Annotated in this window: 22 protein-coding genes; 13 read left to right on the plus strand and 9 right to left on the minus strand. The window is 71.7% G+C overall.

Annotated features, from left to right (window positions below):
• The 5 genes from HYV93_24655 to HYV93_24675 form a co-directional block, all read left to right on the plus strand.
• Positions 1-349, plus strand: a 349-nt coding sequence (locus HYV93_24655) for a phosphate transport system regulatory protein PhoU (protein MBI2529165.1), incomplete at its 5' end; no start/stop codon positions are given.
• A gap of 74 nt (positions 350-423) precedes the next feature.
• A complete protein-coding gene (locus HYV93_24660) occupies positions 424-945 on the plus strand; it encodes a transcriptional repressor (protein ID MBI2529166.1) in 522 nt (173 codons plus the stop codon).
• Positions 946-948: 3 nt separating this feature from the next.
• On the plus strand, positions 949-1,368 hold the full coding sequence (locus tag HYV93_24665; protein MBI2529167.1) for a rubrerythrin: 420 nt from the start codon (positions 949-951) through the stop codon (positions 1,366-1,368).
• Positions 1,369-1,431: 63 nt separating this feature from the next.
• Positions 1,432-2,802 (plus strand): hypothetical protein, encoded by a 1,371-nt coding sequence (locus HYV93_24670; GenBank protein ID MBI2529168.1) that lies wholly within the window; start codon positions 1,432-1,434, stop codon positions 2,800-2,802.
• Positions 2,799-3,380, plus strand: coding sequence for a DUF3501 family protein (locus HYV93_24675; GenBank protein ID MBI2529169.1), 582 nt, complete (start codon positions 2,799-2,801; stop codon positions 3,378-3,380). Before HYV93_24670 ends, HYV93_24675 begins: the two co-directional genes overlap by 4 nt.
• A gap of 36 nt (positions 3,381-3,416) precedes the next feature.
• Here the strand turns inward: HYV93_24675 and HYV93_24680 are convergent, their stop codons facing one another.
• Genes HYV93_24680 through HYV93_24695 form a run of 4 tightly spaced genes read right to left on the minus strand, consistent with a single transcriptional unit; the run spans position 3,417 to position 6,356 of the window.
• A complete protein-coding gene (locus HYV93_24680; GenBank protein ID MBI2529170.1) occupies positions 3,417-3,839 on the minus strand; it encodes a hypothetical protein in 423 nt (140 codons plus the stop codon).
• Positions 3,840-3,849: 10 nt separating this feature from the next.
• On the minus strand, positions 3,850-4,257 hold the full coding sequence (locus HYV93_24685; GenBank protein ID MBI2529171.1) for a cobalamin B12-binding domain-containing protein: 408 nt from the start codon (positions 4,255-4,257) through the stop codon (positions 3,850-3,852).
• Complete coding sequence (locus HYV93_24690; protein ID MBI2529172.1) at positions 4,254-5,930, minus strand: methylmalonyl-CoA mutase; 1,677 nt, start codon at positions 5,928-5,930, stop codon at positions 4,254-4,256. The genes HYV93_24685 and HYV93_24690 overlap by 4 nt, the downstream gene beginning before the upstream one ends.
• Positions 5,931-5,978: 48 nt before the next feature.
• Positions 5,979-6,356 (minus strand): C_GCAxxG_C_C family protein, encoded by a 378-nt coding sequence (locus HYV93_24695; GenBank protein ID MBI2529173.1) that lies wholly within the window; start codon positions 6,354-6,356, stop codon positions 5,979-5,981.
• Positions 6,357-6,674: 318 nt separating this feature from the next.
• On the opposite strand from HYV93_24695, the gene HYV93_24700 reads away from it, so the two are divergent.
• From HYV93_24700 to HYV93_24715, 4 genes are all read left to right on the plus strand, one after another.
• A complete protein-coding gene (locus HYV93_24700; GenBank protein MBI2529174.1) occupies positions 6,675-7,202 on the plus strand; it encodes a hypothetical protein in 528 nt (175 codons plus the stop codon).
• Between the two features lie 79 nt (positions 7,203-7,281).
• Complete coding sequence (locus HYV93_24705) at positions 7,282-7,881, plus strand: TetR/AcrR family transcriptional regulator (protein ID MBI2529175.1); 600 nt, start codon at positions 7,282-7,284, stop codon at positions 7,879-7,881.
• Positions 7,878-8,327, plus strand: coding sequence for a cobalamin B12-binding domain-containing protein (locus HYV93_24710; protein ID MBI2529176.1), 450 nt, complete (start codon positions 7,878-7,880; stop codon positions 8,325-8,327). Before HYV93_24705 ends, HYV93_24710 begins: the two co-directional genes overlap by 4 nt.
• Positions 8,320-10,002, plus strand: coding sequence for an acyl-CoA mutase large subunit family protein (locus HYV93_24715; GenBank protein ID MBI2529177.1), 1,683 nt, complete (start codon positions 8,320-8,322; stop codon positions 10,000-10,002). The genes HYV93_24710 and HYV93_24715 overlap by 8 nt, the downstream gene beginning before the upstream one ends.
• A 15-nt stretch (positions 10,003-10,017) precedes the next feature.
• Here the strand turns inward: HYV93_24715 and HYV93_24720 are convergent, their stop codons facing one another.
• The 3 genes from HYV93_24720 to HYV93_24730 form a co-directional block, all read right to left on the minus strand.
• Entirely contained in the window at positions 10,018-10,401 is a 384-nt protein-coding gene (locus HYV93_24720) for a response regulator (GenBank protein ID MBI2529178.1), read from the minus strand.
• Between the two features lie 104 nt (positions 10,402-10,505).
• The gene (locus HYV93_24725) at positions 10,506-11,135 is read right to left on the minus strand and encodes a response regulator transcription factor (protein ID MBI2529179.1); all 630 of its coding nucleotides are present in this window, start codon (positions 11,133-11,135) and stop codon (positions 10,506-10,508) included.
• Entirely contained in the window at positions 11,132-12,394 is a 1,263-nt protein-coding gene (locus tag HYV93_24730; protein MBI2529180.1) for a GAF domain-containing protein, read from the minus strand. Before HYV93_24730 ends, HYV93_24725 begins: the two co-directional genes overlap by 4 nt.
• A gap of 373 nt (positions 12,395-12,767) precedes the next feature.
• Here HYV93_24730 and HYV93_24735 point away from each other — a divergent pair, with 373 nt between their 5' ends.
• The 4 genes from HYV93_24735 (at position 12,768) to HYV93_24750 (ending at position 22,853) form a co-directional block, all read left to right on the plus strand.
• A complete protein-coding gene (locus HYV93_24735) occupies positions 12,768-13,154 on the plus strand; it encodes a hypothetical protein (protein MBI2529181.1) in 387 nt (128 codons plus the stop codon).
• 191 nt (positions 13,155-13,345) lie between these two features.
• Positions 13,346-13,693, plus strand: a complete 348-nt coding sequence (locus HYV93_24740; GenBank protein MBI2529182.1) for a hypothetical protein — start codon at positions 13,346-13,348, stop codon at positions 13,691-13,693.
• A gap of 38 nt (positions 13,694-13,731) precedes the next feature.
• Positions 13,732-14,001 (plus strand): hypothetical protein, encoded by a 270-nt coding sequence (locus tag HYV93_24745; protein ID MBI2529183.1) that lies wholly within the window; start codon positions 13,732-13,734, stop codon positions 13,999-14,001.
• 50 nt (positions 14,002-14,051) lie between these two features.
• On the plus strand, positions 14,052-22,853 hold the full coding sequence (locus HYV93_24750) for a hypothetical protein (protein MBI2529184.1): 8,802 nt from the start codon (positions 14,052-14,054) through the stop codon (positions 22,851-22,853).
• A 163-nt stretch (positions 22,854-23,016) separates the two neighbouring features.
• Here the strand turns inward: HYV93_24750 and HYV93_24755 are convergent, their stop codons facing one another.
• A complete protein-coding gene (locus tag HYV93_24755) occupies positions 23,017-24,285 on the minus strand; it encodes an MFS transporter (GenBank protein MBI2529185.1) in 1,269 nt (422 codons plus the stop codon).
• Between the two features lie 96 nt (positions 24,286-24,381).
• Complete coding sequence (locus HYV93_24760) at positions 24,382-25,584, minus strand: acetyl-CoA acetyltransferase (protein ID MBI2529186.1); 1,203 nt, start codon at positions 25,582-25,584, stop codon at positions 24,382-24,384.
• Between the last annotated feature and the right edge of the window lie 14 nt (positions 25,585-25,598).

A 25,598-nucleotide genomic window follows, 5' to 3' on the forward strand; every position in this document is an offset into this window, starting at 1 on the left:
GGGCCTCGAGCTCCACCAGGAGCCCCAGCTCAAGCCCTACATCGACCTGCCGCGCATGGCCGAGCGCGCCCAGCTCATGGTGAAGGAGAGCCTGGACGCCTTCGTGGCCCGCGACACGGCGCTGGCCCGCCGGGTCTGCGCGGCGGACGGGGAAGTGGACGCGCTCAAGGAGCAGATCTTTCGCGAGCTGCTCACCTTCATGATGGAGGATCCCCGGACCATCCCGCGGGCGATCCGGTTGATCCTCATCTCGCGCTTCCTCGAGCGCGTGGCCGACCACGCGACGAACATCGCCGAGATGGTGATCTACATGGTCGAGAGCAAGATGGTGCGGCACACCCTGGCCTGAGAGGGCCGGCTCGCCTCCCCCGGGGGGCGACGGAGGGCTTGACGGCGCGGCCTCTAGATGGTATTTATTCGCATGTGAGAAGTAATCCTGATAATGGCTCCGGGCCGAGGAGGGAGGCTGTCGCCCTCCGGGATGCGGAGCTCCGGGAGCGCTGCCGTGCCAGCGGGCTTCGCGTCACAGGCCAGCGGCTGGCCGTCTACCGGGTCCTGGCCGCGGACCCCTCGCACCCCACGGCCGAGGCCGTCTATGCCTCCCTGCAGCCGCAGATGCCGTCGCTGTCCCGGGCGACGGTGTACCGGATCCTGGAGTCACTGGAACGGGAGAAGCTCATCCGCCGGGTCAGCACCACCGCGGGGGGCACCCGGTTCGACGCCAACCTGGCCCCCCACCAGCACCTCGTGTGCCGCGTCTGCGGGCGGATCGCGGACTTCTCCGCCCCGTGGCTCGCCAGGAGGGCGGTGGCCGCCGTGCCCGGCTTCGTCGTCGAGGACCTCGACATCCGGATCGTCGGGCGATGCAGCGGGTGCCGTGACGCCTCCGTGAAGGCGCATCCGGCCACGAGCACGAGAGACAAGAACCCCCAAAGGAGGACGTGAGAGATGGCTCAGCTGAAAGGGACGAAGACGCACGCAAACCTGAAGGACGCCTTCGCCGGCGAGTCGATGGCCAACCGCCGGTACCTCTACTTCGCGAAGGTGGCGGACGTCGAAGGCTACCCGGAGGTGGCCGGCAACTTCCGGGACACCGCGGACGGCGAGACCGGCCATGCCCATGGCCATCTGGACTACCTCAAGAGCGTCGGCGATCCGGCCACCGACCTGCCCTTCGGCGACACGGCCAAGAACCTCAAGTCCGCCGTCCACGGCGAGACCCACGAGTACACCGACATGTACCCGGGGATGGCCAAGACGGCGCGCCAGGAGGGATTCGCGGAGATCGCCGACTGGTTCGAGACGCTCGCCAAGGCCGAGAAGTCCCACGCCGGGCGCTTCACCAAGCTCCTGGAGTCGGTCAGCTAGGCGGGGAATCGCCCGCATAGAGGAGGGCGGGGGAGGAGGCATGGCCTCCCCCGCCTCACCATCATGGACAAGGGAAACATCTCGTATCGTCCCAGCGGCGGGCTGTCCTACGACCCGGCGGAGGCGAAGTACTGGGACCCGGACGCCCTGCGGCAGGAGGTCGAGCGGACCTTCGAGATCTGTCACGGCTGCCGTCTCTGCTTCAAGTACTGCGATGCCTTCCCGACGCTGTTCGCGCTGCTCGACCAGCAGCACGACGGCGACGTGCGACGGATCACGCCGGACGAGGCCGCGCGGGTCATGGACGCGTGCTTCCAGTGCAAGCTCTGCGAGGTGCAGTGCCCGTACACGGTCCGCGACGGGCACGAGTTCCAGCTCGACTTCCCGCGGCTCGTCCACCGCTACAGGGCCCAGCAGGCGCGCCGAAGGGGCCTGAGCCTGCGCGATCGGGTGCTCGCGCGCCCGGATGCGGCCGGGCGGCTCGCCCGGGCGAGCCTCGGCATGGCGAACGTCGCGAACCGTATGGCCGCGCATCGCTGGTTTCTCGAGAAGGTCCTGGGCATTCACAGGGACAAGCTCCTGCCGGCCTTCGCCGGCAGGAGCTTCGAGGCGTGGGCCGCGGCGACGGGGCGCATCCGGCAGAAGCCCGGGGGCGAGGCGGTGCTCTTCCAGACCTGCTACGTGCAGAACAACGAGCCCGAGATCGGCCGCGACACCGTCGAGGTCCTCGAGAAGAACCGGGTCGACGTCCGCTGCGCCCGGGGCCTTCAGTGCTGCGGCATGCCGGCGTGGGAGCGGGGAGACCTCGGCCCGCTGCAGGCCCAGGCGCGGCACAACCTCGGGATCCTCCGCCCGTTCGTCGCGGCGGGCGCCCGGGTGCTCGTCATCAACCCGACCTGCTCGATGATGATGCGGCGGGAGCATCCCACGCTCGTCGCCCCGGAGGACCGCCCGGCGGCGGAGCAGGTCGCCGTGGCCGTCATGGATCCGAGCGAGTTCCTCTGGTCCATCCGGAACGAGGCGCGCTTCTGCACCGACTTCCGGAGCACCCCCGCGGGTCCCGTGGCCTATCACGCGCCCTGCCACCTGCGCGCCCAGGGGATCGGCTTCAAGGGGCGCGACCTCCTCCGGAAGATCCCCGGCGTCGAGCCCGCCACCGTGATGGAGTGCTGCGGCCACGACGGCACCTTCGCCATGACCGTCGAGGGCTTCGGGCCCTCCGCGCGCATCGGCAAGAAGGCCTTCGACGGGATGGCGCAGGCGCGGACCCCGATCTGGGCCACCGACTGCCCGCTGGCGGCGCTGCAGTTCCAGCAGCACGCCGGGGTGCGGCCGATGCATCCGATGACCATCCTGGCGCGCGCCTACCGCGAGAACGGCTTCTCGATGCCGCTGCCGCCGGGCCAGCCAGGGAAGGAGGCCGAGGGACGATGAGCGGGGTCCGCCGGGAGGAGATCGTCGACCACGAGACCTACAGCGAGGGGCGCGAGGCCTTCCGCGCGCGCGTGCTCGAGGTCAAGCGGCCCCGCCGCGTCCACCTGGGCGAGTCCCTGACGCTGCTGTTCGAGAACCCGCTCACCATCCGGTACCAGATCCAGGAGATGCTGCGCGCGGAGCGCATCGTCCGGGAGGCCGACATCCGCCACGAGATCGAGACCTACAACGAGATCCTCGGGTCTCCCGGTGAGCTGGGGGTGACCCTTCTGATCGAGATCGAGGACGCGGAGGTCCGCGCCGCGAAGCTCCGGGAGTGGTGGGCGCTGCCCGAGCACCTCTACCTGGAGCTCGAGGACGGCACCCGGGTGCCGGCGCGGTTCGATGCGAGGCAGCGCGGCGACGGGCGGCTGTCGTCGGTCCAGTACCTCCGGTTCGCCGTGGGGGGACGGGCGCCCGTCGCGGCGGGGGTCGACCTGCCCGGCCTGGAGTGCGTGGTCCAGCTGAGCGACGAGCAGCGCCGGGCCCTCGCCGAGGACCTGGCGGGAGCGGAATCGCCGCAGGGGTCCACCGCCTGACGGGCCGGCGGGCCTGGGCGGAAGGCCTGCCGGGCGCTACTTCACGCGCTCCACGGACACCCGCATGAGGATCTTCCCCCAACCGCCCTTGTCGAGCCCCACGTCGGAGCACTGCACCACCATGGTCCGCTCGTTGTGCGGGTCCGAGTGGGCGATGAAGCGCTCGTAGATCTGGTTCACGGGGCTCTCGAGGGCGGCCAGGGCGAAGATGCACATCTTCTCCGGGCACTCCCGGGTGATCAGCTGGCCATTGCCGTCCATCACGAACTTCTGCCCCACCGTGTGACGGGCGTGGCACCCCTGCGACTCGATGACCTCGGCCACGATGCGTGACTTCACGAACTCCGGGCTCTCGGTCACCATCTTCACCTTCACCGGATCCGACCGGAAGACCGCCATCTCCGCATCCGTGTACCCCATGTGCTGCTGGAAGCGCCGCCAGAGAGCCTCCTTGTCCATCCTCGCCTCCTCAGTCGCGCTGAGCGGCCTCCGCCGCCAGCCTCAGCGTGGCCACGATCTCGTCCCGCGAGCTGCCGGGACGGAACACCGCCCGCACGCCCATGGCCTCGAGCGCCGGGATGTCCTCCACCGGCACCGTGCCTCCGAGGACCACGGGAACATCCTCCAGTCCCTCGGCACGCAGCTGCTCGAGGACCTCGCGCGCGTGCACGAGGTGGGTGCCGCCCAGGCTCGAGAGCCCGATGACGTCCACCCCTTCCTGGGCCGCCGCGCGCGCGATCGCCGCGCTGGTGCGGTGGAGACCCAGATAGACGACGTGCATGCCGGCATCCCGCAGCACCGAGGCCACGACCTTGACGCCGCGATCGTGGCCGTCCAGGCCCGTCTTCGCCAGCAGCACGCGGAGCGGCCGGCTCACGCGGCGAGGTCCCGCGGCGCCTCCAGCACCCCGAGCGGGTCGTAGGCGAGGCCGTGCGCCTGCCGCACGGCGCCGAGCATCTCGCCCACCGTCGCGTACACGCGCGCCGCCTCGACCATCGGCGGCAGCAGGTTGTCCTGCTCGGAGCGCCCGGCGCACTCGCGCAGCGCCCGGAGGGCGCGCCGCACGGCGCCGGCGTCCCGGCTGGCCCGGAGCCGCTGCACCGCCTCCGCCAGGCGGTCGCCCTGCCCCGAGGGCGGGCGGTGCACCCCGCCGGGCGTCTCGGTCTCGCGCGGCTGCCGGAAGGCGTTGACGCCGACGACGACCTTCTCGCTGCGCTCGATCTCCTGCTGGCGGCGCGCGATGGCTGCGTCGATCTCCCGCTGCACCCAGCCGGAACGGATGGCGGCGGCCATGCCGCCCTGGGCGGAGATGGCATCGAGGCGGCGCGTCGCCTCGGCCTCGATCTGCTCCGTCAGCGCCTCGAGGTAGTACGAGCCGCCGAGTGGATCGGCGACGCGCGTCACGCCGGTCTCGTAGGCCAGCACCTGCTGCGTGCGGATGGCGAGCTGCTGCGAGGTCTCGGTGGGCAGGCCGATGGGCTCGTCGTAGGAGCAGCAGTGGATCGACTGGGCCCCGGCCAGGACGCCCGCCAGCGCCTCGTAGGCCACGCGGATGGCGTTGTTGAGGGGCTGGGGCGCGGTGAGGGAGACCCCCGCCGTGTGCACGCCGAAGCGGAACTGCCAGGAGCGTGGGTCGGCGGCCTGGAAGCGCTCGCGCATGATCCGCGCCCACATGCGGCGCGCGGCCCGCAGCTTGGCGATCTCCTCGAAGAAGTCGATGTGGCAGGAGCAGTAGAAGCCCCGCCGGGGCGCGAACTCATCCACCCCGAGGCCGCGCGCCAGGGCCCGCTCCGTGTACTCGAGGGCGTTGCCGAAGCCGAAGGCGAGTTCCTGCGGGGCGTCGAGCCCCTGCTCCCGCAGGTCGTACATGTTGACGTTGCCGGTGTACCAGCGCGGCATCCGGCGGGTGCAGAACTCGATGATGTCCACCGAGGCCTTGAGCCCGAGATCCACCGGGCAGGAGTCGCCGTAGCCGCAGAACTGGAAGTGGAGGGTGTCGTTCTGCACGGTGCCGCGCAGCGCCGCCGGGTCGATCCCCCGCCGCTCCGCCAGCGCCACGTAGAGCGCCATCCACGCGATGGAGTCGAGGCCCGAGATGTCGAAGGCGACGCTGACGCCTTCGATGGGGATGCCGTCGAAGAGCGCCTCGAAGTCGGCCAGCGAGCTGACGCTCACGCCCTGGATGCCCGCCGCGGCGACGCCCAGCGGATGGTCGGCGTCAATGCCGAGCGAGCCGTTGTTGTCGTCGATCACGCTGAGCCCCGAGACCCCGTTCGCGACCTGGAAGCGCATGCGCGCGTTCGTGTCGCGCCCGGAGCCGAAGCCGCACACCTCCCGCCGGGTCCACAGCCGGCCGCGGTACATGTTGGCGTGGACCCCGCGGGTATAGGGGTACGCCCCGGGGTCGGCGAGGGTGGTGCCGTAGTCCAGGCCCGCGACGTCCTCCGGTCCGTAGAACTCCCGGCACGGGAGCCCGGACCACGTCTCGTTCCGGTCGGCCGCCTCGAAGTACGCCTGCTCCAGGGCCCTGCTGAGATCGCTGTCACCCACGAACGCGCCTCCGTGCGCCGGCGAGTGCCGTCGCGGACACCGGTCTCCTCAGGGCGCTTGCAGCAGCTCCAGCACGTTCTTGTAGGCCACGCCCACGGCGGGCATGCACACCGTGCTCGGCACCTGCGACGCATAGAACTGCTTCGCACCCTCCCGCGTGCTCAGGTCCATCCCGGTGAGCTGCCGGCAGTCCACGCTCCCCATCGTGGTCTCGAAGCGACGGCGCAGCTCCTGCGTCAGGCCATAGGCCTTGGCGTCACGCTCCTTGGGGTCCCGGCGGCCGAGCCTGAGGCCGACCGCCATCACCGCCCCGGCCAGCGCGCCGCACACCGATCCGGTGCCACCGATGCCTCCCCCGAAGGCGGTGGCGATGCCGGGGACGACGTCCTGCTCGATGCCCAGATGCCGGCACACGGCCAGCAGCACCGCCTCGGATCAGTGATAGCCCTGCGACATCAGCTGCTGCGCGGGATCGAGCTGCGCCGTCGTCATCGGCCGTCCTCCTCAAAGGGGTTCGTGGTGGCAGGGGCCGGCGCGCCCCACGGGCGCGCGGCGACCATCACCGCGACTATGACGACCGCGTCCGCTCCTGTCAACCGGCTCCAGTGGGCGCGCGGGGTTGACGTGGCCGTCACGGGCGCGGTATCGCTGAGAGAAGGGACGCGGGGCCGTCGACGAGGTGCGGCGATGTGCCGGCCCGGCGGGTCCCGGGGGACGGGGCCGGGGAGACGAGGGAGGCAAGCGATGGCACTCAACGCAGCGCAGGCCGAGATCCTGTCGAGGCTGTCCAGGGAGCAGCTGCTGGAGTTCATCGACACGCTGCAGAAGAACTGGTGGAACCTCCAGAACAACTGGATGGCCTACATCAACGCGGAGTACGGCGAGGAGGCGGCCATCAGGGGCGACAGCCACTGCTTCGGCGCCAACGCGAAGGTGCAGGTGCACCGCTTCAAGCGGTTGTTCGGGCTGAAGGACGACCTGCCTGCCGTGATGGACGCGCTCGCGCTCTCCACGATCTTCGCCAACGGGGAGTACACGATGTGGAAGCTCGACGCGACCCGCTTCAGGCTCAGGGTGACGACCTGTCTGCAGCAGGTGCGACGGGTGCAAGACGGGATGGGGGAGCTTGCCTGCAAGCCCGCCGGCATCGCCATCTGCGAGGCGGCGGCAACCACGATCAACCCCGCCACCCGGGTGAGCTGCGTCGTCTGTCCCCCGGATCCGCGCCCGGCCGGCGTCTGGTGTGAGTGGGAGTTCGCGCTGGCGAGCTGAGATCGGCCACCGCGCTTGACGCGTGGCAGGCGTGATGCTATAAACAAAACGGTCGTTCGTTTTTCTCGACCCCGCGCCCATGACGACAGGCACCGCGATCCGCGCTCGGCGATCCGACAACCGGGAGCAGCTCGTCCGTGACCGGGCGGCGCGGCTGTTCCGCCAGCGTGGCTACCACGCCGCCTCGGCCCGCGACATCGCCGGGGCCGTCGGCATGCTCCCGGGTTCCCTCTACTACCACTTCGCCTCGAAGGAGGATCTGCTGGTGGCCGTGTACGAGGAAGGCGTGCGCATGATCTCCGAGGCCGTCACCAGGGCCGCGGGCGCCGAGCGCGATCCGTGGCGCCGCCTGGAGGCTGCCTGTGTCGCCCACCTCGACACGCTCCTCGGCGGCAGCGACTACGCACAGGTGGTGATCCGGGTCCGGCCGGGCGACGTCCCCGGCGCCGCGCAGCGGCTCATCCGGCTGCGGGACGCCTACGAGGACATCTTCCGCGGCCTGGTGGCTGCCCTGCCGCTGCCGCCGGGCGCGGACCGCCGCGCCCTCCGCCTCCTGCTGCTGGGCGCCCTCAACTGGTCGCAGAGCTGGTACCGTCCCGACGGCAGCTCACCGCGCGTCATCGCGCGCCGCTTCCTCGGCCTGCTCCGGAGCTCGCTCGCGCCCCGGGGGCGGCCGTGAGCGGGGGTGCCGACCGCCGGCCGGCGAAGGTGCTGGTCACGAAGATCGGCCTGGACGGCCACGACCGCGGCAGCCGCATCGTGGCGGCGTCGCTCCGGGACGCCGGCATGGAGATCGTCTATACCCCCCCGTGGCAGGAGATCCCGACCGTCGTCAAGCTGGCCGTCGAGGAGGACGTGGACGTGGTCGGGATCAGCTCACTGGCCTCCGACCACCTGCTGGTGCCGGGGCTGGTGGCGGCTCTGCGCCGGGCCGGGGCCGAGGACGTGGCCGTCGTGGTGGGCGGCATCGTGCCCCACGAGGACGAGGCCGCGCTGCTGGCCGCCGGCGTGGCGGAGGTCTTTCACCCCGGTCGGCCGCTGGCCGACATCGTCGCGACCATCGACCGCCTGAGCGCGGGCCGCCGCACCGCGGCCGCGCGCCATGGAGGAGCCTCCCATGGATAGCCCTCGCCCCGCCGGACCCGCAGACGCCTTCCAGACGGCCGAGACCTGCTGGCAGAAGGAGTACGACGCGCGGCTCGGCGCGGCCCGGCCCGTGCGGAACCGCTCCGGCATCGAGGTGAAGGCGCTCTACACCCCGCGCGACTGGGACGGCGCGCGCTACCTCGACGCGCTCGGGTTCCCGGGCCAGCCGCCCAACACCCGCGGCATCTATCCGACGATGCACCGCGGTCGGGCCTGGACGCAGCGCCAGCTCATCGGGCTCGGCAGCCCCGAGGACTACAACCAGCGCCTCCACGAGATCCTGGCGGCAGGGGGGACGGCCGTGCAGCTCGTGCCCTGCAACTCGGTCTTCCGGGGGCTCGACGCCGACCAGGTGGACCCGGTGCTGCTGGGCACCTGCGGGGTCGTGGTGAACACGGTGGAGGACATGGAGGCCTGCCTGCGGGGCGTGCCGCTGGAGGGCGTCTCCGTCTCGCTCAACGACCCGTCTCCCTTCACGCTGCTGGCAATGCTCCTGGCGCTGGCGCGCCGCCGGGGCGTCGCCCGGGCGGCCATCACCGGCACATCCAACCAGAGCGACTACATCTCCCACTTCGTCGCCAACCACATGTTCTTCCGCCTCTCGCTGCCCGGCGCGCGCCGCATCCTCGCGGACCACGTCGCGTTCGCGACGCGGGCCGTCCCGGGCTGGAACCCGGTGTCCGTCGTGGGGCAGCACATGCAGCAGGCCGGGGCCACGCCGGCCCAGACCATGGCGTTCACGCTCTCCACGGCCATCCAGTACGCCGAGGACTGCATCGTCCGCGGGCTCGCGCCCGACGCCTTCCTGCCGCGCATGACGTTCTTCTTCGACATCTCCATCAGCTTCTTCGAGGAAGTCGCGAAGTTCCGCGCCGGGCGACGGCTGTGGAGCCGGATCACCCGCGAGCGGCTGGGCGCCTGCGACCCGCGCTCCTGGCGCTTCAAGTTCCACGGGCAGACCTCGGGCGTGGACCTCACTCGGCAGCAGCCGCTCAACAACGTGGCCCGCGCCACCGTCCAGGCCATGGCCGGGATCTTCGGAGGGCTCCAGTCGCTGCACACGGACGCCTACGACGAGGCCTTCGGGACGCCCACCGCGGAGGCCGCGCGCGTGGCCGTGAGCACGCAGAACATCCTGCGCGAGGAGGCGCACCTCACCGACGTCATCGACCCGCTGGGCGGCTCCTACTACGTGGAGCGGCTCACCGATCAGATGGAGGAGGAGATCGGGCGCACCATGGCCCAGGTGGAGGCGGCCGGGGGCATGTACGCGGCGGTGGAGAGTGGGCTGGTGCAGAAGCTCATCGGCGAGTCGGCGCTGGCCTTCCAGCTCCAGGTGGAGAGCGGGGAGCAGACCGTGGTGGGCGTGAATGCCTACCCGGTGCAGGAGGCGTCGGGACCGCGCCTCGGCCAGCCGCGCCCCGATCCCACGGCCATCGACACGCAGCTGGCGCGCCTGCGCGCCTTCAAGACCGCTCGCTCGGGGGCCGCCGTGACCACGGCGCTGGACGCGCTGGCCGCGGCGGCGCAGGATCCCGGTCAGAACGTCTTCGAGCGCGTCGTGGGCGCGGCCGAGGCCGGCGCCACCCACGGCGAGATCGTGGCGGTGCTGCGCCGCGAGATGGGCTCTGGCGAGCCCCTGGTGGCGGTGTAGCGGCCCGTCGCCGCGTCAGGCCGGCTCGACGGCCCTCTGGATCGCCTCGAGCAAGACGGTCCCGTCGAAGGGTTTGGGCAGGTAGGCGACGGGAGCCGCGCGCTCGGCGCGCTCGCGGGTGCGGGCGTCGTCATGGGCCGTCATGAAGATGATCGGGATGGCGGCCTGCTCCGCCGCCAGGCGCTCCTGCAGCTCGAATCCGTTCATGCCGTCCATGCGGATGTCCAGGACCAGGCACGCGATGCGACCCACGGGGCGCGTGTCGAGGAACTCGAGGGCCGACTCGAACACCTCCACCGTGTAGCCCGCTGACCGGAGCAAGCGTCGGAGGGCCCGTCGGACCGAGGGATCGTCGTCGACGATGGAGATCACGGGCACGGGATGGTGCGCATGGGCCATAACGCTCACAGGGCAGTCTAGCGGCAGGCGCGCTCGGTGGGGTATTGGACCTTGGTCCATTCCCCGCCGGTCCAGGGGGGGGGTGGGGTGATGATCGGCAGCGGTCAGCGCGTCGCGGCGATGACGCCGGCCTGGCCCGCGAGCTGGACCAGCTCGGCCAGCGAGCCGGCCCGCATCTTCGCCATGACTCGGGCCCGATGCACCTTGACCGTCTTCTCACCGATGCCGAGCTGGGCCGCGATCTGCTTGTTCAGCATCCCGGTCACGACCAGGGCAAACACCTCCGCCTCCCGAGGGGTCAAGGTCCGGATGCGGTCCCGGAGATCCCGGGCTTTGCCCTGCTCCCGCCGCGCCTGGCTGGCCCGGGTCACCCCTCGTTCGACGGCGCAGAGGAGCTCCCGGGCGTTCACGGGCTTGGTGAGGAAATCGACGGCCCCGCCCTTCATCGCGGTGACGCTCGCCCGGATGTCGCCGTAGCCCGTGATGAAGATGATGGACACCTGACGCCCCGCGACCGCCAGCGCCTCCTGCAACTCGAGCCCCGTCAGACCGGGCATGCGGACGTCGAGGACAAGGCAGGCCGGGCCGTCGGTCTGGGGGCGCGCGAGGAACTCGCGGGCCGACGCAAGAGCCTCGACGGCATACCCGGCAGTGCTCACCAGCCGCGCCAGACTCCTCCGGACGGACGGATCATCGTCCACGACGACCACGAGCGGCGCCGGCGCTGTCGTCATGGGCCGTCGACGCCGACCGGCAACGTGAAGGCGAATGTCGCCCCGCCGTCCGGGTTGTTCTCCGCCCGGAGCCGCCCGCCGTGCTCCTGGACGATGGAGCGCGCGATCGCGAGGCCCATGCCGAGCCCTTCCGGCTTGGTCGTGTAGAAGGCGTCGAAGATGCGGTTCAGGTCGGCCTGGGCGATCCCGATCCCGGAGTCCCGCACGGCCACCCGGACGGCCGCCGGGCCGTCCCTGGCCGTCTGGAGGACGAGCGTCCGATCCCCGGGGCGCGCGTCTCGCATGGCATCCAGCCCGTTGAGGATCAGGTTCAGGAGCACCTGCTGGAGCTGCACGCGGTCGCCCCGCAGGGGCGGGAGCCCGGGGGCCAGCTCGAGACGGATCGACACATCGCGGATGATCGCATCGCCGCTCACGAGCCGCGCCACCTCGCCCACCAGCTGGTTCAGGTCGAGGATCGAGATCGTGAAATCGCCCTTCTTGAGCAAGCCGCGCAGCCGGTGGATCACCGCGGTCGCTCGGTTGTCGTCCTCGACGATGTCCCCCAGGATCGCGCGCAGCTCCGCGAAGTCCGTCCTGTCCGCCTCGAGGAGGCGCTGGGCGGCCTGGGCATTGCTCAGGATCGCCGTCAGGGGCTGGCTGAGCTCGTGAGCGAGTGACGCGGTGAGCTCTCCCATCGTCGAGACACGACCGATGTGGGCGAGGTGCTGCCGGAGCCGTAGCGCCTCCATCTCCGACCGCCGACGGGACAGGATGTTGGCGAACACTTCCCCGAGGAGCCGGAGGCGCTGCACGAGCGGGTCCCGCCAGGCGCGCTCGACGCCGAGGGTGCTGAACGCGAGGGCCCCCAGGACCCTGCCCTCGACGATCAGCGGCACTTCGATCCGCGACGTGATGCCCAACCTCTCGTACGTCCGCCGGTCCACCGCCGCGTCCGCTTCCGGGAGGTCCTCGCGCCGGGAGAAGCGGACCAGCTCGCCGGCGCGAAGCTGGGCCACGACCCAGGGCAGCTCCCCGAGCGCGAGCGCGGACGGCGCCCGCTCCGCCCCCTCGGTCACCCATTCGTGCGTGATCCGGGCCGTAGTGCCGTCGGGCGAGAACTCGGCCAGACTGCCCCGATCGACATCGAGGAAGGCGACGATGCGGCGAAGCGCCTGCTCGATCTGGCGATCGACCTCAGCCGCCGACACGCTGCTGAACACCGCCGACTGCTCGGACAGGAGGGTCACGAAGCGCAGCTGCTCGTCGAGAGCAAGCACGCCCTCGGAGCGGAGGCGTTCGGCGCGCGCCGCTTCCGCGCTTCTCCGACCCCTCTGCTGCGGGCGGCGCCGAGCCACTCTCACACTATAGCCCCGGCTGGGCGTCGTGCGCCCGAGGATCGCCTTCACCCGCCGGGGACCCGCGGCCGGGCGCCCCGGGGCGCCGGGCAGACCGACCCGGACCCCACCCGCAGGGCAGGCGTGGTGGACCAAGGTCCAATAGGCGGGGCGGACGGCATCAACTAGAGTCGAGATGCGATGAAGCCCGTCACGCGCCAGATCGTCGCGCCATTGCGGCGGGACCGATGAGTGGCGCCGCATCTCTCACCGCATAGACGCCCCCCGGGGGCGGCGCCAACGGAGGAACAGGACCATGGACGAAGGACGCCCGAAGGCAAGTCTTGGGCAACGGTGGAGCGACGCCCGACCGACGAAGGCGGTCGTCTTCTGGGGTTGCGTGGCCTCGGTGATCGCCACGATGACCGTCGGCTTCGCCTGGGGTGGATGGGTCACGCAGTCGACCGCGCAGAGGATGGTCGACGTGAAGGTGGAGGATGCCCTCGTCAGCCGCCTGGCACCGATGTGCGTCGTCCAGGTCAGCCAGGATCCGAAGAAGGATCAGAAGCTCGTGGAGTTGAAGCAGATCAGCTCCTGGGAGCAGGGGGAGTACGTGAAGAAGCAGGGATGGGCGACCATGCCGGGTGAGCGGGAGCCCGAGGGCCGGATCGCCGAGGCGTGCGCCCGCCTGATCAACAAGTAGCCTGGTCGCGGCAGGAGCCAAGGCGTGGCGGCAGCCGCTCCCTCACCCCGCGGCTGGCTCCATGCTGCACGACCGCTCCCGGGTAACAGGCCGGCCGCCAGCTCGGAACTGCCCGGGCGCGGCCGGCCGGCCGCGCGGGTGACCCATGGGAGTCCATGCACGCGCCCGGTGGGCTCGAGGAGGGGCCAGCGGTGGAGATGAGTGGCTTCACGACGGAGCTCAATGGCCTGCGCGAGAAGGGGCAGATGACCTGGAGGGAGCGCGAGCACGCGTGGGTCGGGTCGCTGGAGGAGATCCTGCACGCGCTCGCCGCCGATGGATACGATGAATGCAAGCGCGAGATGACGACGAGCCAGCGCGACTGCCGACCGTCCGGGGGTGTGTGGCAAGGGGTGAATCCGCGCACGGGTTCCGTGGCGGCCGCGATCTGGGTGGCACGCCCGATAGCGTCGCAAGCCCTGGTGTTCCTCCAGATCGATGGGGCCGCGATCGCGAGACCCGGGCGGGCGCCGGACGAAGAGGAGGGCGGGCAGGGCTGACGGCCGCGGGGACCGCGGCAGGGCGGGAGGGCGGGATCGTGACCAATGCGGAGAAGGCTCAGGGCATGCTCGGTATCGTCCGGGAGGTCCATGAGGGCGGGCAAGCGATCATCGGGCCGAGCTGGGCGGTCTACGACGAGATGGCCGCCCTGGCCGGTGCCAGCGACGTGGATGGGATGGTCAAGTACTTCCTGGCGTACAAGCGAACCGCTCGAGGAGTTCACATGCGGCGGCGGATGGAAGTGTTCGGGAAGAAGACGCTGGAATCGGCGGAGAGGCAGTTCATGGCCATCGCGAGATCGGAGTAGGGCGCGCCCGGGGCCTCCGGGGAGCCACCGTGCCGCGCGACATCCCCGGAATGCCCGGCGCCCCGTCCCACCTGGACGTCGCCTCACCCCCCCTCGAAGAGCCGATCCGGGCGGAGCTGTTCGGCATCGAACGCCTGGAGCAACACGCCGAGAGCCTGGCTGCCCACCAGCGCGTGAGGGGTGAGTCCGGGAAAGGGAGCCGGCTCCTGTCGCGCGTCGAGGACAACGGGCGCGTGCTGCACGAGGCCTACCGCGCGGTCGCCGGGGCGATCCGAGAGGAGCGCGCGATCACTCCGGCGGCGGAGTGGCTGGTCGACAACTTCCACGTCGTCGACGAGCAGCTGCGCGAGATCCGCGACGACCTGCCGGCCGGCTTCTACCGGGAGCTGCCGAAGCTGGCCGAGGGACCCCTCGAGGGCTCGCCGCGCGTTTACGGGCTCGCCTGGGCATTCGTCGCCCATACGGATAGCCGGCTGGATCCAGAGATGCTCCGGCGGTTCGTGCGCGCCTACCAGCGCGTGCAGCCGCTGACCATCGGGGAGCTATGGGCGGTCGCGATCACGCTGCGCATCGTGTTGGTCGAGAACCTGCGGCGCCTGACGGAGGCGATCGTCCGAGGACGCGCGGCGTGCCAGGCCGCCGACGAGCTGGCGGACGACCTCCTCGGAGTCGGCGGCCGTCCCCTCGCGGCGGGGGCGACGGCCCTCCGGGGACTCGAGGGAGCCCCGCTGGTCACTGCGTTCGCGGTGCAGCTCGTCCAGCGGCTGCGCGATCAAGATCCGGCGGTGACCCCGGCGCTCCTCTGGCTCGACCGCCGTCTCGCGGCTCAGGGGACGACTGCCGATGACATCGTCCGCCTCGAGCATCAACGACAGGCCGCGATGAACGTGACCGTCCGGAACGTGATCCTGAGCATGAGCCTGATGTCCGCGCTCGACTGGGCCGAGTTCTTCGAGAGCGTCAGCCTGGTGGACGAAGCGCTTCGGGCCGACCCGAGCTTCGCCGCGCTGGACTTCGTGACCCACGACCGCTACCGCAAGGCGATCGAGGAGCTCGCGCGGGGCTCGACCCGGTCCGAGCTGGATGTCACACGCGAGGCCGTGCGCCGCGCGAATCGCGCACGGGGCCCCGCGCGGGCGGCCGGCGACCCGCGGGACGAGCGGCGAGCCGATCCCGGCTACTACCTCATCGGGAGCGGCCGCCTGGCCCTCGAGGAGGCGCTCGGGTACCGCGCGCCGGCGGCGCGCCGCCTGCTCCGTGCCTACCTGGCGGGGAGGACGCCCGGGTACATCGGAACCATCCTCGTTCTCAGCGGGTTCATCCTCGCGGTGCCCCTCCTCGGCGCCGGTGCATCGGGGATCGGCTGGGCGAGCCTGCTGTTCCTCGGGCTCCTGGCGGCGGTCCCTGGCTCGGACCTCGCGATCGCCCTGGTGAACCGGAGCGTCACGGCGCTGCTCCCGCCGAGGGTGCTGCCCCGGCTCGAGCTTCGAGACGGCGTGCCGGCCCACCTGCGGACCATGGTCGTCGTCCCGGCCCTCCTGACCGATCGCGCCGAGGTCGACGAGCTGGTCGAGCGGCTGGAGGTGCACTATCTGGCGAATCCCGACGGGCAGTGTCACTTCGCGATCCTCTCCGACTGGGCGGACGCGGACGCGGAGAGCCTGCCGGGCGACGAGGAGACGCTCGCGAGGGCGCGCGAGGGGATCGGGCGCCTGAACCGCCGCCACGGCGCGGCGAATGGGAGCGGCGAGCGGTTCCATCTCTTCCACCGCCGACGGGTCTGGAACGAGCGCGAGCGGACGTGGATGGGGTGGGAGCGCAAGCGCGGGAAGCTCCACGAGCTGAATCGCCTGCTCCGGGGGGCGACGGACACCACCTTCCTGCCTGGGGGAGGCGCGCCGCCCGCCGTGCCGCCCGATGTCCGCTACGTCATCACGCTCGACTCCGACACGCGGCTGCCGAGGGGCGTCGTGAACCGGCTGGTCGGCACGATGGCGCATGCGCTCAACCGGCCGGGGTTCGATGCCGGCAGCGCCCGGGTCGTCGAGGGTTACGCCGTGCTTCAGCCGCGGGTCACGCCGCCGCTCCCCGGGGGCGAAGGGTCGGTCTTCCAGCGGCTGTCGTCCGGCCCGTCCGGGATCGACCCGTATGCGGCCGCCGTGTCCGACGTCTACCAGGACCTCTTCGGGGAGGGATCGTACACCGGCAAGGGGATCTACGACCTCGACGCGTTCGAGGCGGCCCTCGCTGGACGGGTGCCCGACAACGCGCTGCTGAGTCACGATCTCTTCGAGGGGATCTTCGCGCGGGCCGGCCTGGTCACGGACGTCGAGCTGTTCGAGACCGCGCCCTCGCATTACGGGGTCGCCGCCGCCCGCCAGCATCGCTGGGCGCGCGGCGACTGGCAGCTGCTTCCGTGGATCGTCGGGGGCGGATCGCGCCCGCCGGGCGGGTCGGTCCGGCCGTCGATCCCGCTGATCGGGCGCTGGAAGATGCTGGACAATCTCCGCCGCACCCTGTCGGCGCCGGCCGCCTTCCTGACCCTGGTGGCCGGGTGGACGCTGCCGCCACCGGTGGCGGCGGTGTGGACCGTGTTCGTCCTCTCGATGATCGCGCTCCCCGCGTTCTTGCCGGTCCTCGGGGGGGTGATCCCCCGGGCCCGAGGGATCTCGAGGCGGAGCCACGTCCGCGCGGTCGGCCGGGATTTCGCGCTGGCCGCGGCGCAGTCGGCGCTCGCGATCACGATGCTGGCGCACCAGGCCTGGCTGATGAGCGACGCGATCGCTCGGACCCTCGCCCGCGTGTACGTGACCCGGCGCCACCTGCTGGAATGGGTGACGGCCGCGCAGGCGAAGGCCGGGCTCCGCCTGGACCTCCGCGGCTTCTATGGGCGGATGAGCTGGACCGTGGCGCTCGCCGCGGGCGCCTCGGCCGTCGTCGCGTGGAGGGGCTCCGGGGCCTGGCCCGTCGCGCTGCCCTTCGTGCTGCTCTGGGCGGGGTCCCCCGTGATCGCCCGATGGATTAGCCTGCCGTCGCTCGCCAAGCGGGCCACGCCCCTGTCGGCCGAGGATGCGCGGGCCCTCCGGGTGATCGCCCGGCGGACCTGGCAGTTCTTCGCCACGCTCGTCGGCCCCGAAGACCACGCCCTGCCTCCTGACAACTTTCAGGAAGACCCGAACCCCGTCGCGGCTCACCGCACGTCGCCCACGAACCTCGGGCTCTACCTGCTGTCCACGGTGGCCGCTCGCGACTTCGGCTGGTTCGGGACGCTGGACGCCGTCGAGCGACTCGAGGCGACGCTCGAGACGATGAGCCATCTCGAGCGCTTTCGCGGCCACTTCTACAACTGGTACGACACCAGGGAGTGCGGGCCCCTCGATCCGAAGTACGTCTCGTCCGTCGATAGCGGCAACCTCGCCGGGCATCTGATCGCGCTCGGGCAGGCGTGTCGGGAGATGAGCGCCCGCCCGCTGCTCGGGGGGCCGGCGCTCGCCGGAGCCGAGGATGGGGCGCTCGTCGCCCGCGAATCGGCGGGCGCGCCGGCCGCCGGTGGCCGCGCGCGCCTCGCCGCCCGGCGACGTCTGGACGGGGCCCTCGATGCCCTGATGGCGCGCCTTCGGACGACTCCTCGCACTGTGGCCGAGTGGACGGGTCGCCTCGCGGAGCTCGAGGTCGCCGCCGCCGAGGTCACGACCGCCGCGCGCGCCCTGATCGAGGACGACCCTGAAGGCGGGCGGGCAGCGCTCCCCTGGGCGGAGGCCACGCTCGCCGGCATCCGGAGTCACGCCCGTGACATCGACACGCTGGTGCCCTGGGCCCGGTTACTCGCCGGGGACCCCGTGTCGAGGCTCGCGCCGGGACTGCCGGCGATGGAGCGCCTCGCGGCCGGTCTCCTGCCCCTGTCCGACACCCCGGGGTGGTGCGAGGCGGCGATTCGGGAGCTGACGGCCCGGCGCGCCCAGGCGCCGACCGGGGCCGACGGCGGTCGCGCCGCCCGCGAGCGGCTCGATGCGCTCACCGGGGATCTGGAGCGCTCGGCGGTGGCGTCCCGGGCGCTGATCCGCCGCCTCGTGATCCTCGCCCAGCGGGCGGAGGCAATGGTCGCGGGCATGGACTTCGGCTTCCTGTTCGACCCGAAGCGGAAGCTCTTGTCCATCGGGTACCGGGTCGCGGAGGGGACTCTCGATCCCGGCCATTACGATCTCCTCGCCTCCGAGGCGCGGCTCACGAGCTTCGTCGCAATCGCGAAGGGCGATGTCCCGGTCGCGCACTGGTTCCGGCTGGGCCGCGCCCTGACGCCGGTGGGCCAGGACTCGTTGCTGGTCTCGTGGTCGGGATCGATGTTCGAGTATTTGATGCCCACGCTCGTGATGCGCGAGCCGCCGGGGAGCCTGCTGGATCAGACCGGCCGGCTCGTCGTCCGCCGCCAGATCGCGTATGGCGCCGAGCGCGGCGTGCCGTGGGGAGTGTCGGAGTCGGCGTACAACACCCGCGACCTCGAGCTGACGTACCAGTACTCGAACTTCGGCGTGCCGGGCCTTGGGCTCCAGCGGGGCCTCAGCGAGGATGTGGTCATCGCCCCCTATGCGACGGCCCTGGCGGCGATGATCGATCCGGCGGCCGCGGTGAGGAACTTCCGGCGCCTCACCGAGGCCGGGGCGATGGGCCCCTATGGCTTCTACGAGGCCCTCGACTACACGGCGCCCAGACTCCCCGCGGGCACTCCCGTCGCGATCGTCCGGACCTACATGGCGCACCACCAGGGAATGCTGGTCGTCGCCATCGCGAATGCCGTCCACGACGGGGCGATGCGCACGCGGTTCCACACCGAGCCCTCGATCCAGGCCACCGAGCTGCTGCTGCAGGAGCGGACACCCCGGGACGTCGCCGTGATCCGGCCCCGGCCCGAGGAGGTCGCGGCCGCCGCCGACGTGCGGGAGTTCGTCCCGTCCGTGGTCCGGCGGTTCAGCTCGCCGCACGGTCCGGCCCCCCGCGCGCATCTCCTGTCCAATGGACGCTACGCGGTGATGGTCACGGCCGCGGGCTCCGGATACAGCCGCTGGCGTGAGCTGGCCATCACCCGCTGGCGGGAGGACGCGACCCGCGACGTCGGGGGGACGTCCGTGTACCTTCGCGACGCGCGCACCGGCGAGAGCTGGTCGGCGGCCTACCAGCCGGGCGGGACCGCGCCGGACAGCTACGAGGCGGTGTTTTCCGAGGATCGGGCAGAGATCGTCCGGCGGGACGGGGCGATTGCCACCACGGTGGACGTGATCGTGTCACCCGAGGACGACGCCGAGGTGCGCCGCGTGTCGCTCACGAACCTCGGGACGCGGGACCGGGAGCTGGAGGTGACGTCGTACGCCGAGATCGTGCTGGCCCCGCTGTCGGCCGATGCGGCGCACCCGGCGTTCTCCAACCTGTTCGTTCACACCGAGGCTGCCCCCGAGCTCGACGCGCTGCTCGTGACACGCCGGCCCCGGTCGCGCGCCGAGCCACAGGTGTGGCTGGCTCACGTGGTCGTGGTCGATGGTGAGACGGTTGGCGACGTCCAGTGGGAGACCGATCGCGCCCGGTTCCTTGGCCGGGGCCGTGAGCTTCGGGCGCCCCTCGCCGTGCTCGAGGACGGGGCGCTCTCCGGCACCGTGGGCGCCGTGCTCGACCCGATCGTCAGCCTCCGGCGCCGGCTTCGGATCCCTCCGGGCACCACCGCCCGGGTCACCTTCTCGACCCTGGTCGCGCCGTCGCGCGCGGCGGCCCTGGCCCTGGCGGAGAAGTACCATGACGCCGCGACGTTCGAGCGTGTCGCCACGCTGGCGTGGACGCAGGCCCAGGTGCAGCTCCACCATCTCGGCATCGGCCCGGACGAGGCCCACCTCTTCCAGAGTCTCGCCGCGCGCATTGTCTACTCGAACCGCGCGCTCCGAGCCTCCGCGGACGTGCTCGCGCGTCACACCGGTGGCGCCGCGGCTCTCTGGGCGCACCGGATCTCGGGGGACCTCCCGATCGTCCTGGTCCGGATCGACGCGCCCGAGGATGCGGGGGTCGTGCGGCAGCTCATCCGGGCGCACGAGTACTGGCGGATGAAGCAGCTCGCCGTCGATCTGGTGATCCTCAACGAGCGGACGGCATCGTACGTGCAGGACCTGGAGGAGCTGCTGGAGACGCTGGTCCGGACGAGCCGGTCGGCCGCCCCGCCCGGAGCCTACGAGCCGCGCGGGAGCGTGTTCATCCTTCGGGCAAACCAGATGGCGGCAGCGCAGCGGGACGTCCTCCAGGCGGCGGCGCGCGTGGTGCTGTCGAGCCGCCACGGGCCCCTGGCCGAACAGGTCGTGCGCGCCGAGCGAGGGGAGACGGCGACGGTCGTCTCCCGGGTGGGACGCGTGAAGGCGGCCGCGCCGCCTGGGGCCCCCGCCGCACGACCGGACCTCGAGTTCTTCAACGGGCTCGGCGGCTTTGCCGCGGATGGCCGCGAATACGTGACGATCCTCGGCGCCGGCCAGTGGACGCCGGCCCCCTGGATCAACGTGATCGCCAATGCGGCCTTCGGCTTTCAGGTCTCCGAGTCGGGGTCCGGGTACACCTGGTCCATCAACAGCCGGGAGAACCAGCTCACCGCGTGGTCGAACGATCCGGTGAGCGATCCGCCGGGCGAGGCGATCTACGTGCGGGACGAAGAGAGTGGGGAGCTGTGGGGCCCGACGGCGCTCCCGATCCGTGAAGAGGCCGGGTCCTACGTGGCCCGTCACGGCCCGGGGTACAGCCGGTTCGAGCGCGTCGCCCACGGCATGTCGCTCGAGCTGCTGCAGTTCGTGCCGCTCGACGCCGCGATCAAGGTGTCCCGTCTCACCCTGACGAACGAATCGGGCCGCTCGCGGCGGCTGTCCGTGACGGCCTACGTCGAATGGGTCCTCGGCACGTCACGGAGCGCCTCCGCGCCGTTCGTCGTCACCGAGATCGACCCGGCCACGGGGGCGATGCTCGCGCGCAATCCCTGGAACGCCGACTTCGGCGCGCGTGTCGCGTTCGCGGACCTCGGGGGCGCCCAGACCGCGTGGACGGGCGACCGGACGGAGTTCCTCGGGCGGGCCGGCACGCTCGATCACCCGCAGGCGCTCGAGCGAGGAGGCCGCCTCTCGGGGCGGGTCGGCGCCGGGCTCGACCCCTGCGGCGCCCTCCAGGCGATCGTCGAGCTCCGCGCCGGGGAACAGACCGAGGTCGTCTTCCTCCTCGGCGAGGCGGGGAGCCGGGAGGAGGCGACGGCATCGATCGTCCGCTATCGGGCGACCGACCTCGACGAGGCCTCGCGGACCGTCGCGGGGCGCTGGGACGGCGTCCTGGGAACGGTGCAGGTGACGACGCCGGACCGCTCCATGGACGTGCTGCTCAACCGCTGGCTGCTCTACCAGACGCTCGCATGCCGCGTGTGGGCGCGGTCGGCCTTCTACCAGGCCAGCGGCGCCTACGGGTTTCGCGATCAGCTTCAGGATGTGATGGCGCTCGCCGTGGCGAGGCGGGACCTCGCGCGCCAGCACGTGCTCCGGGCCGCCGCCCGGCAGTTCGTCGAGGGCGACGTCCAGCACTGGTGGCATCCGCCCACCGGTCGGGGTGTCCGGACCCGGGTCTCCGACGACCTGCTCTGGCTCCCCTACGTGGTCGGCCGGTACCTGGAGACCACCGGCGACGCGGATCTCCTCGACGAGATCGTGCCCTTCCTCGACGGGCCGCTGCTCGCCGCCGGGCAGTCCGAGTCGTACTTCGAACCGCGCGTGTCCGAGGAGCGGGCCACGCTCTTCGAGCACGGCGCCCGCGCCCTCGACCGCAGCCTGGCGGTCGGCAGCCACGGGCTCCCGCTGATGGGGACGGGAGACTGGAACGACGCGATGAATTGCGTGGGTGCGGAGGGGAAGGGGGAGAGCGTCTGGCTCGGCTGGTTCCTGCACGCAGTGCTCTCGGAGTGGGCCGAGCTGGCCGATGCGCGCGGGGAGGGCGAGCGCGCGAAGGCCTGGCGGTGCCACGCCGATGCGCTCCAGGGCTCGGTCGATCGGGAGGCCTGGGATGGCGACTGGTACCGGCGCGCGTACTTCGACGACGGGACACCGCTGGGGTCCGCCGCCAACGATGCCTGCCGCATCGATTCGATCGCGCAGTCGTGGAGCGTGATCTCGGGCGCCGCTCCGGCGGCCCGGGGGAAGCGGGCGATGGCGGCGGTCGATCAGCACCTCGTCCGCCGGGGGGACGGCGTCGTCTCGCTCCTCACGCCGCCATTCGACGGCACCGCCCCGGACCCGGGCTACATCAACGGGTATCCGCCCGGGGTCCGGGAGAACGGCGGGCAGTACACACACGCGGCGGTCTGGGCCGTCATCGCCTTCGCCATGCTGGGTGACGGAGACAAGGCCGCCGAGCTCTTCGCGATGCTGAACCCGATCAATCACACCAGCACGCCGGCCGGCGTTCACCGGTACAAGGTCGAGCCCTACGTCGTCGCGGCGGACGTCTACGCGGAGCCTCCGCACGTCGGGCGCGGGGGCTGGACCTGGTACACGGGGGCAGCGGGGTGGATGTACCGGGCCGGGCTCGAGTCGATCCTCGGCTTCCGGCTGCGCGGCGCGCGGCTCGTGCTCGACCCGTGCATCCCGCGGGCGTGGCCGGGCTTCGCGATCGCCTTCCGCCATCACTCGGCGCGGTACGAGATCGTGGTCGAGAACCCTCGGGGCGTGAGCCGGGGGGTGGCTTCCGTGGCACTCGATGGCGTGCCCGTGGACGGCTCGATGGGGATCCCGCTCTCGGACGACGGGAAGACGCATCGGGTCCTGCTCGTCCTCGGCGAGGGCCCGCCCGGCCCGTAGGGGTACGTTTCCGCCCGACGGGCGGGTTCGCGTGGTTCGGGCCGATCCGCGTCTCGGGCTGAGCCGTCCGGGATTCCCTGGGCCTGCAGGCAATCCTCGCCAGCGGGGCCGGCGCGAGGGCGACTGCACCTCCGGGCCCGGCGCCCCACCGCCCCCGCCGTGATCACGCCCCCCAGAGGCTGGCGCGCCACTTGACGGCGATGAGCGCCGTGCAGCCGAGCCCGGCTGCGCAGTAGAGCGTGACGGTGGTCGCATACCCCATTCGCTCGATGAGGAGGCCGGAGGCCATCAGGCCGAGGGGCAGGCCGTATACCGCGAGCATCCGGACCCCCATCACTCGTCCCCGGAAGCGCTCGCGGGCCGCGGCCAGGAGCGTGGTGGCCATCGAGATCACGGCGATGCTTTGCGCGAACCCGCCGAAGCCGAGCAGGAGGGCGCCGGTAGTGAGGGTCCGGGCGTGCCCGAAGCCGAGCAGGAGGGCGTACCAGGCCAGGATCGTGACGACCATGAGGCGCTGGGGCCGGCGCGGCCCGCCAGACACCACCATCGCGATCGACCCCAGCAGGGCGCCCGCAGAGAAGCTGGCGATGAGGTACCCCAGCCCCTTCTCGCTGGTCTGGTAGACGTGCTTCGCGACGTACGGCAAGAGGCCGTGCGACATGGGGTATGCCGTCAGGTTGACGAGGAAGGCGAGCCACATCGTGGCCAGCAGGCGCGGGGTCGTCCAGATGTGGACGAGGCCATCCTGGAGCTCGCGCCAGTGCGACGGACGGGACGCGCCCCCCCCGCGCCCGGGTCCCCACGCGCCCTCCGGGGGGCCGCCTGGCGCGTGGACCGGCAGCCCGCGGGACACGCCGAAGGTCAGGGCCAGGCCCGCGAGGTAGAAGCTCACGACGACGGCATACGCAGGCCCGATGCCCAGGGCGGCGAAGAGCCCCGCGCCGGCGAGCGCCCCGGTGACGCGCGCCGAGTCCATCGTGGTCCGCGACAGGCTGAGCGCCCCCGAGAAGTGAGCTGGCGGCACGGTGTCGCCGATCAGGGCGTTGCGCATCACCGGGTCGTTGGGACGGACGAGGCCGGCCACGGCCGCGACGGCGAACGCCTGGGACGGGGTCAGCCGCCCGGCGAGCGCGAGCAGCATCAGGATCAGCGCCAGCGCGGCGTAGCCCGCCCGCATGACGCAGAGCATGGCGCGGCCCCCGAGCCGGTCACCCAGCACACCGAACATCGGCGCGCCGAGCGTGCCGAGGAAGTGCAGCGAGCCGAAGACGGTGAGCAGGAGCACCGAGCCCGTGTGCACCAGCACGTACCAGCCCAGGATGAGCGCCTCCATCTCGGACGCCCACGAGGTGAAGAGATCGGCCGGCCACTGGAAGCGGAAGCTCCTGACCCGGAAGGGGGCCAGCGTGAGGGATGCTCGGGGAGTAGTCACCGCGCGGGCAAGGATCGCAGGAGGCCGGCCCAGCCAGGCGAGGATCTGGCCCCACGAGGGGGGAGCGGCTCGCCCTCTCTCTCGTGGGGCTCGCGCCTACGCGCCGAGGCGACCGACGATCGTGACCGAGGAGACGTTCTGGGTCGGGAAGCCGCCGAGGTTGTGCGTGAGACCGAACACGGGGTCGCCCGTCTGCCGCTCGCCGGCCCGGCCGCCGAGCTGCAGGTACATCTCGTAGAGCATGCGCAGGCCGGAGGCGCCGATCGGGTGGCCGAAGCACTTCAGGCCGCCGTCGATCTGGCAGGGCACCCGGCCCGCCGAATCGTAGAAGCCGTCGAGCACGTCCCCGCTGCCCTTCCCCTCCGCCGAGATGCCGAGGTCCTCGAGGGTGACGAGCTCGGTGATCGAGAAGCAATCGTGCACGTCGACGAGCGACACCTGGCTGCGCGGGTCCCTGATGCCGGCTTCCTGATAGGCACGCTTCGCGGCGACGCGCGTCGTCGCGAAGTAGCTGCCGTCCCACTCGTCGTACGAGAGCTCCTGCCCGTTCGACACCGCGATCTGCAGCGCCTTGACGCCGATGAGGTCCGTCTTGCCGAGACTGCGCGCGATCTCGGGCGTGGTGACGATGGCGCACGCCGAGCCGTCCGACACGCCGCAGCAGTCGTACAGGCCGAGTGGCTCCGCCACCATCGGCGCGTTCAGGACGTCGTCCTCGCTGATCCGGTTCCTCAGGTGCGCCTTCGGATTCTTCGACGCGTTGTCGTGGCTCTTCACCGAGATGTGGGCCATGGCGCGCTTGAGATCGCTCCGATCGACGCCGTGCTTGGCGCGGTACGCGGTGGCGAGCTGGGCGAACGACCCCGGTGCCGAGAGGTTTGGCCAGTAGAGATTGTTGAGGTTGCCGCGGCCGCGCTGGGGCAGCCCGCCGTAGCCGGTGTCCTTCAGCTTCTCGACGCCGAGCGCGAGCGCGATGTCCACCGCGCCCGAGGCGACGGCGTAGCAGGCACCGCGGAAGGCCTCGGTGCCCGTGGCGCAGTAGTTCTCCACACGGGTGACCGGGATGTAGGGCAGGCGCAGCGTCATGGCCAGCGGCACGCCGGACTTGCCCACGTGCTGGTCCTCGATGGCGGTGCCGAACCACGCCGCCTCGATCTGGTGGCGCTCGACGCCAGCGTCCTTCGCCGCCTCCTCGAAGGCCTCCACCATGAGGTCCTCGGCGTTGGCGTCCCAGCGCTCACCGAACTTCGAGCAGCCCATGCCGAGAATGACGGCCTTGTCCTTGATTCCTGTAGCCATGGGAAGTCCCCCCC

The organism is Candidatus Rokuibacteriota bacterium (genome assembly GCA_016188005.1).
Classification (GTDB): domain Bacteria; phylum Methylomirabilota; class Methylomirabilia; order Rokubacteriales; family CSP1-6; genus UBA12499.

What these genes read in the sequence shown, in the direction of transcription:
- HYV93_24665 (MBI2529167.1), top strand. Translation starts at nt 949, where the DNA reads ATGGCTCAGCTGAAAGGGACGAAGACGCACGCAAACCTGAAGGACGCC.
- HYV93_24670 (MBI2529168.1), top strand. Translation starts at nt 1,432, where the DNA reads ATGGACAAGGGAAACATCTCGTATCGTCCCAGCGGCGGGCTGTCCTAC.
- HYV93_24675 (MBI2529169.1), top strand. Translation starts at nt 2,799, where the DNA reads ATGAGCGGGGTCCGCCGGGAGGAGATCGTCGACCACGAGACCTACAGC.
- HYV93_24680 (MBI2529170.1), bottom strand. Translation starts at nt 3,839, where the DNA reads ATGGACAAGGAGGCTCTCTGGCGGCGCTTCCAGCAGCACATGGGGTAC.
- HYV93_24700 (MBI2529174.1), top strand. Translation starts at nt 6,675, where the DNA reads ATGGCACTCAACGCAGCGCAGGCCGAGATCCTGTCGAGGCTGTCCAGG.
- HYV93_24705 (MBI2529175.1), top strand. Translation starts at nt 7,282, where the DNA reads ATGACGACAGGCACCGCGATCCGCGCTCGGCGATCCGACAACCGGGAG.
- HYV93_24715 (MBI2529177.1), top strand. Translation starts at nt 8,320, where the DNA reads ATGGATAGCCCTCGCCCCGCCGGACCCGCAGACGCCTTCCAGACGGCC.
- HYV93_24720 (MBI2529178.1), bottom strand. Translation starts at nt 10,401, where the DNA reads ATGGCCCATGCGCACCATCCCGTGCCCGTGATCTCCATCGTCGACGAC.
- HYV93_24725 (MBI2529179.1), bottom strand. Translation starts at nt 11,135, where the DNA reads ATGACGACAGCGCCGGCGCCGCTCGTGGTCGTCGTGGACGATGATCCG.
- HYV93_24735 (MBI2529181.1), top strand. Translation starts at nt 12,768, where the DNA reads ATGGACGAAGGACGCCCGAAGGCAAGTCTTGGGCAACGGTGGAGCGAC.
- HYV93_24750 (MBI2529184.1), top strand. Translation starts at nt 14,052, where the DNA reads ATGCCCGGCGCCCCGTCCCACCTGGACGTCGCCTCACCCCCCCTCGAA.
- HYV93_24760 (MBI2529186.1), bottom strand. Translation starts at nt 25,584, where the DNA reads ATGGCTACAGGAATCAAGGACAAGGCCGTCATTCTCGGCATGGGCTGC.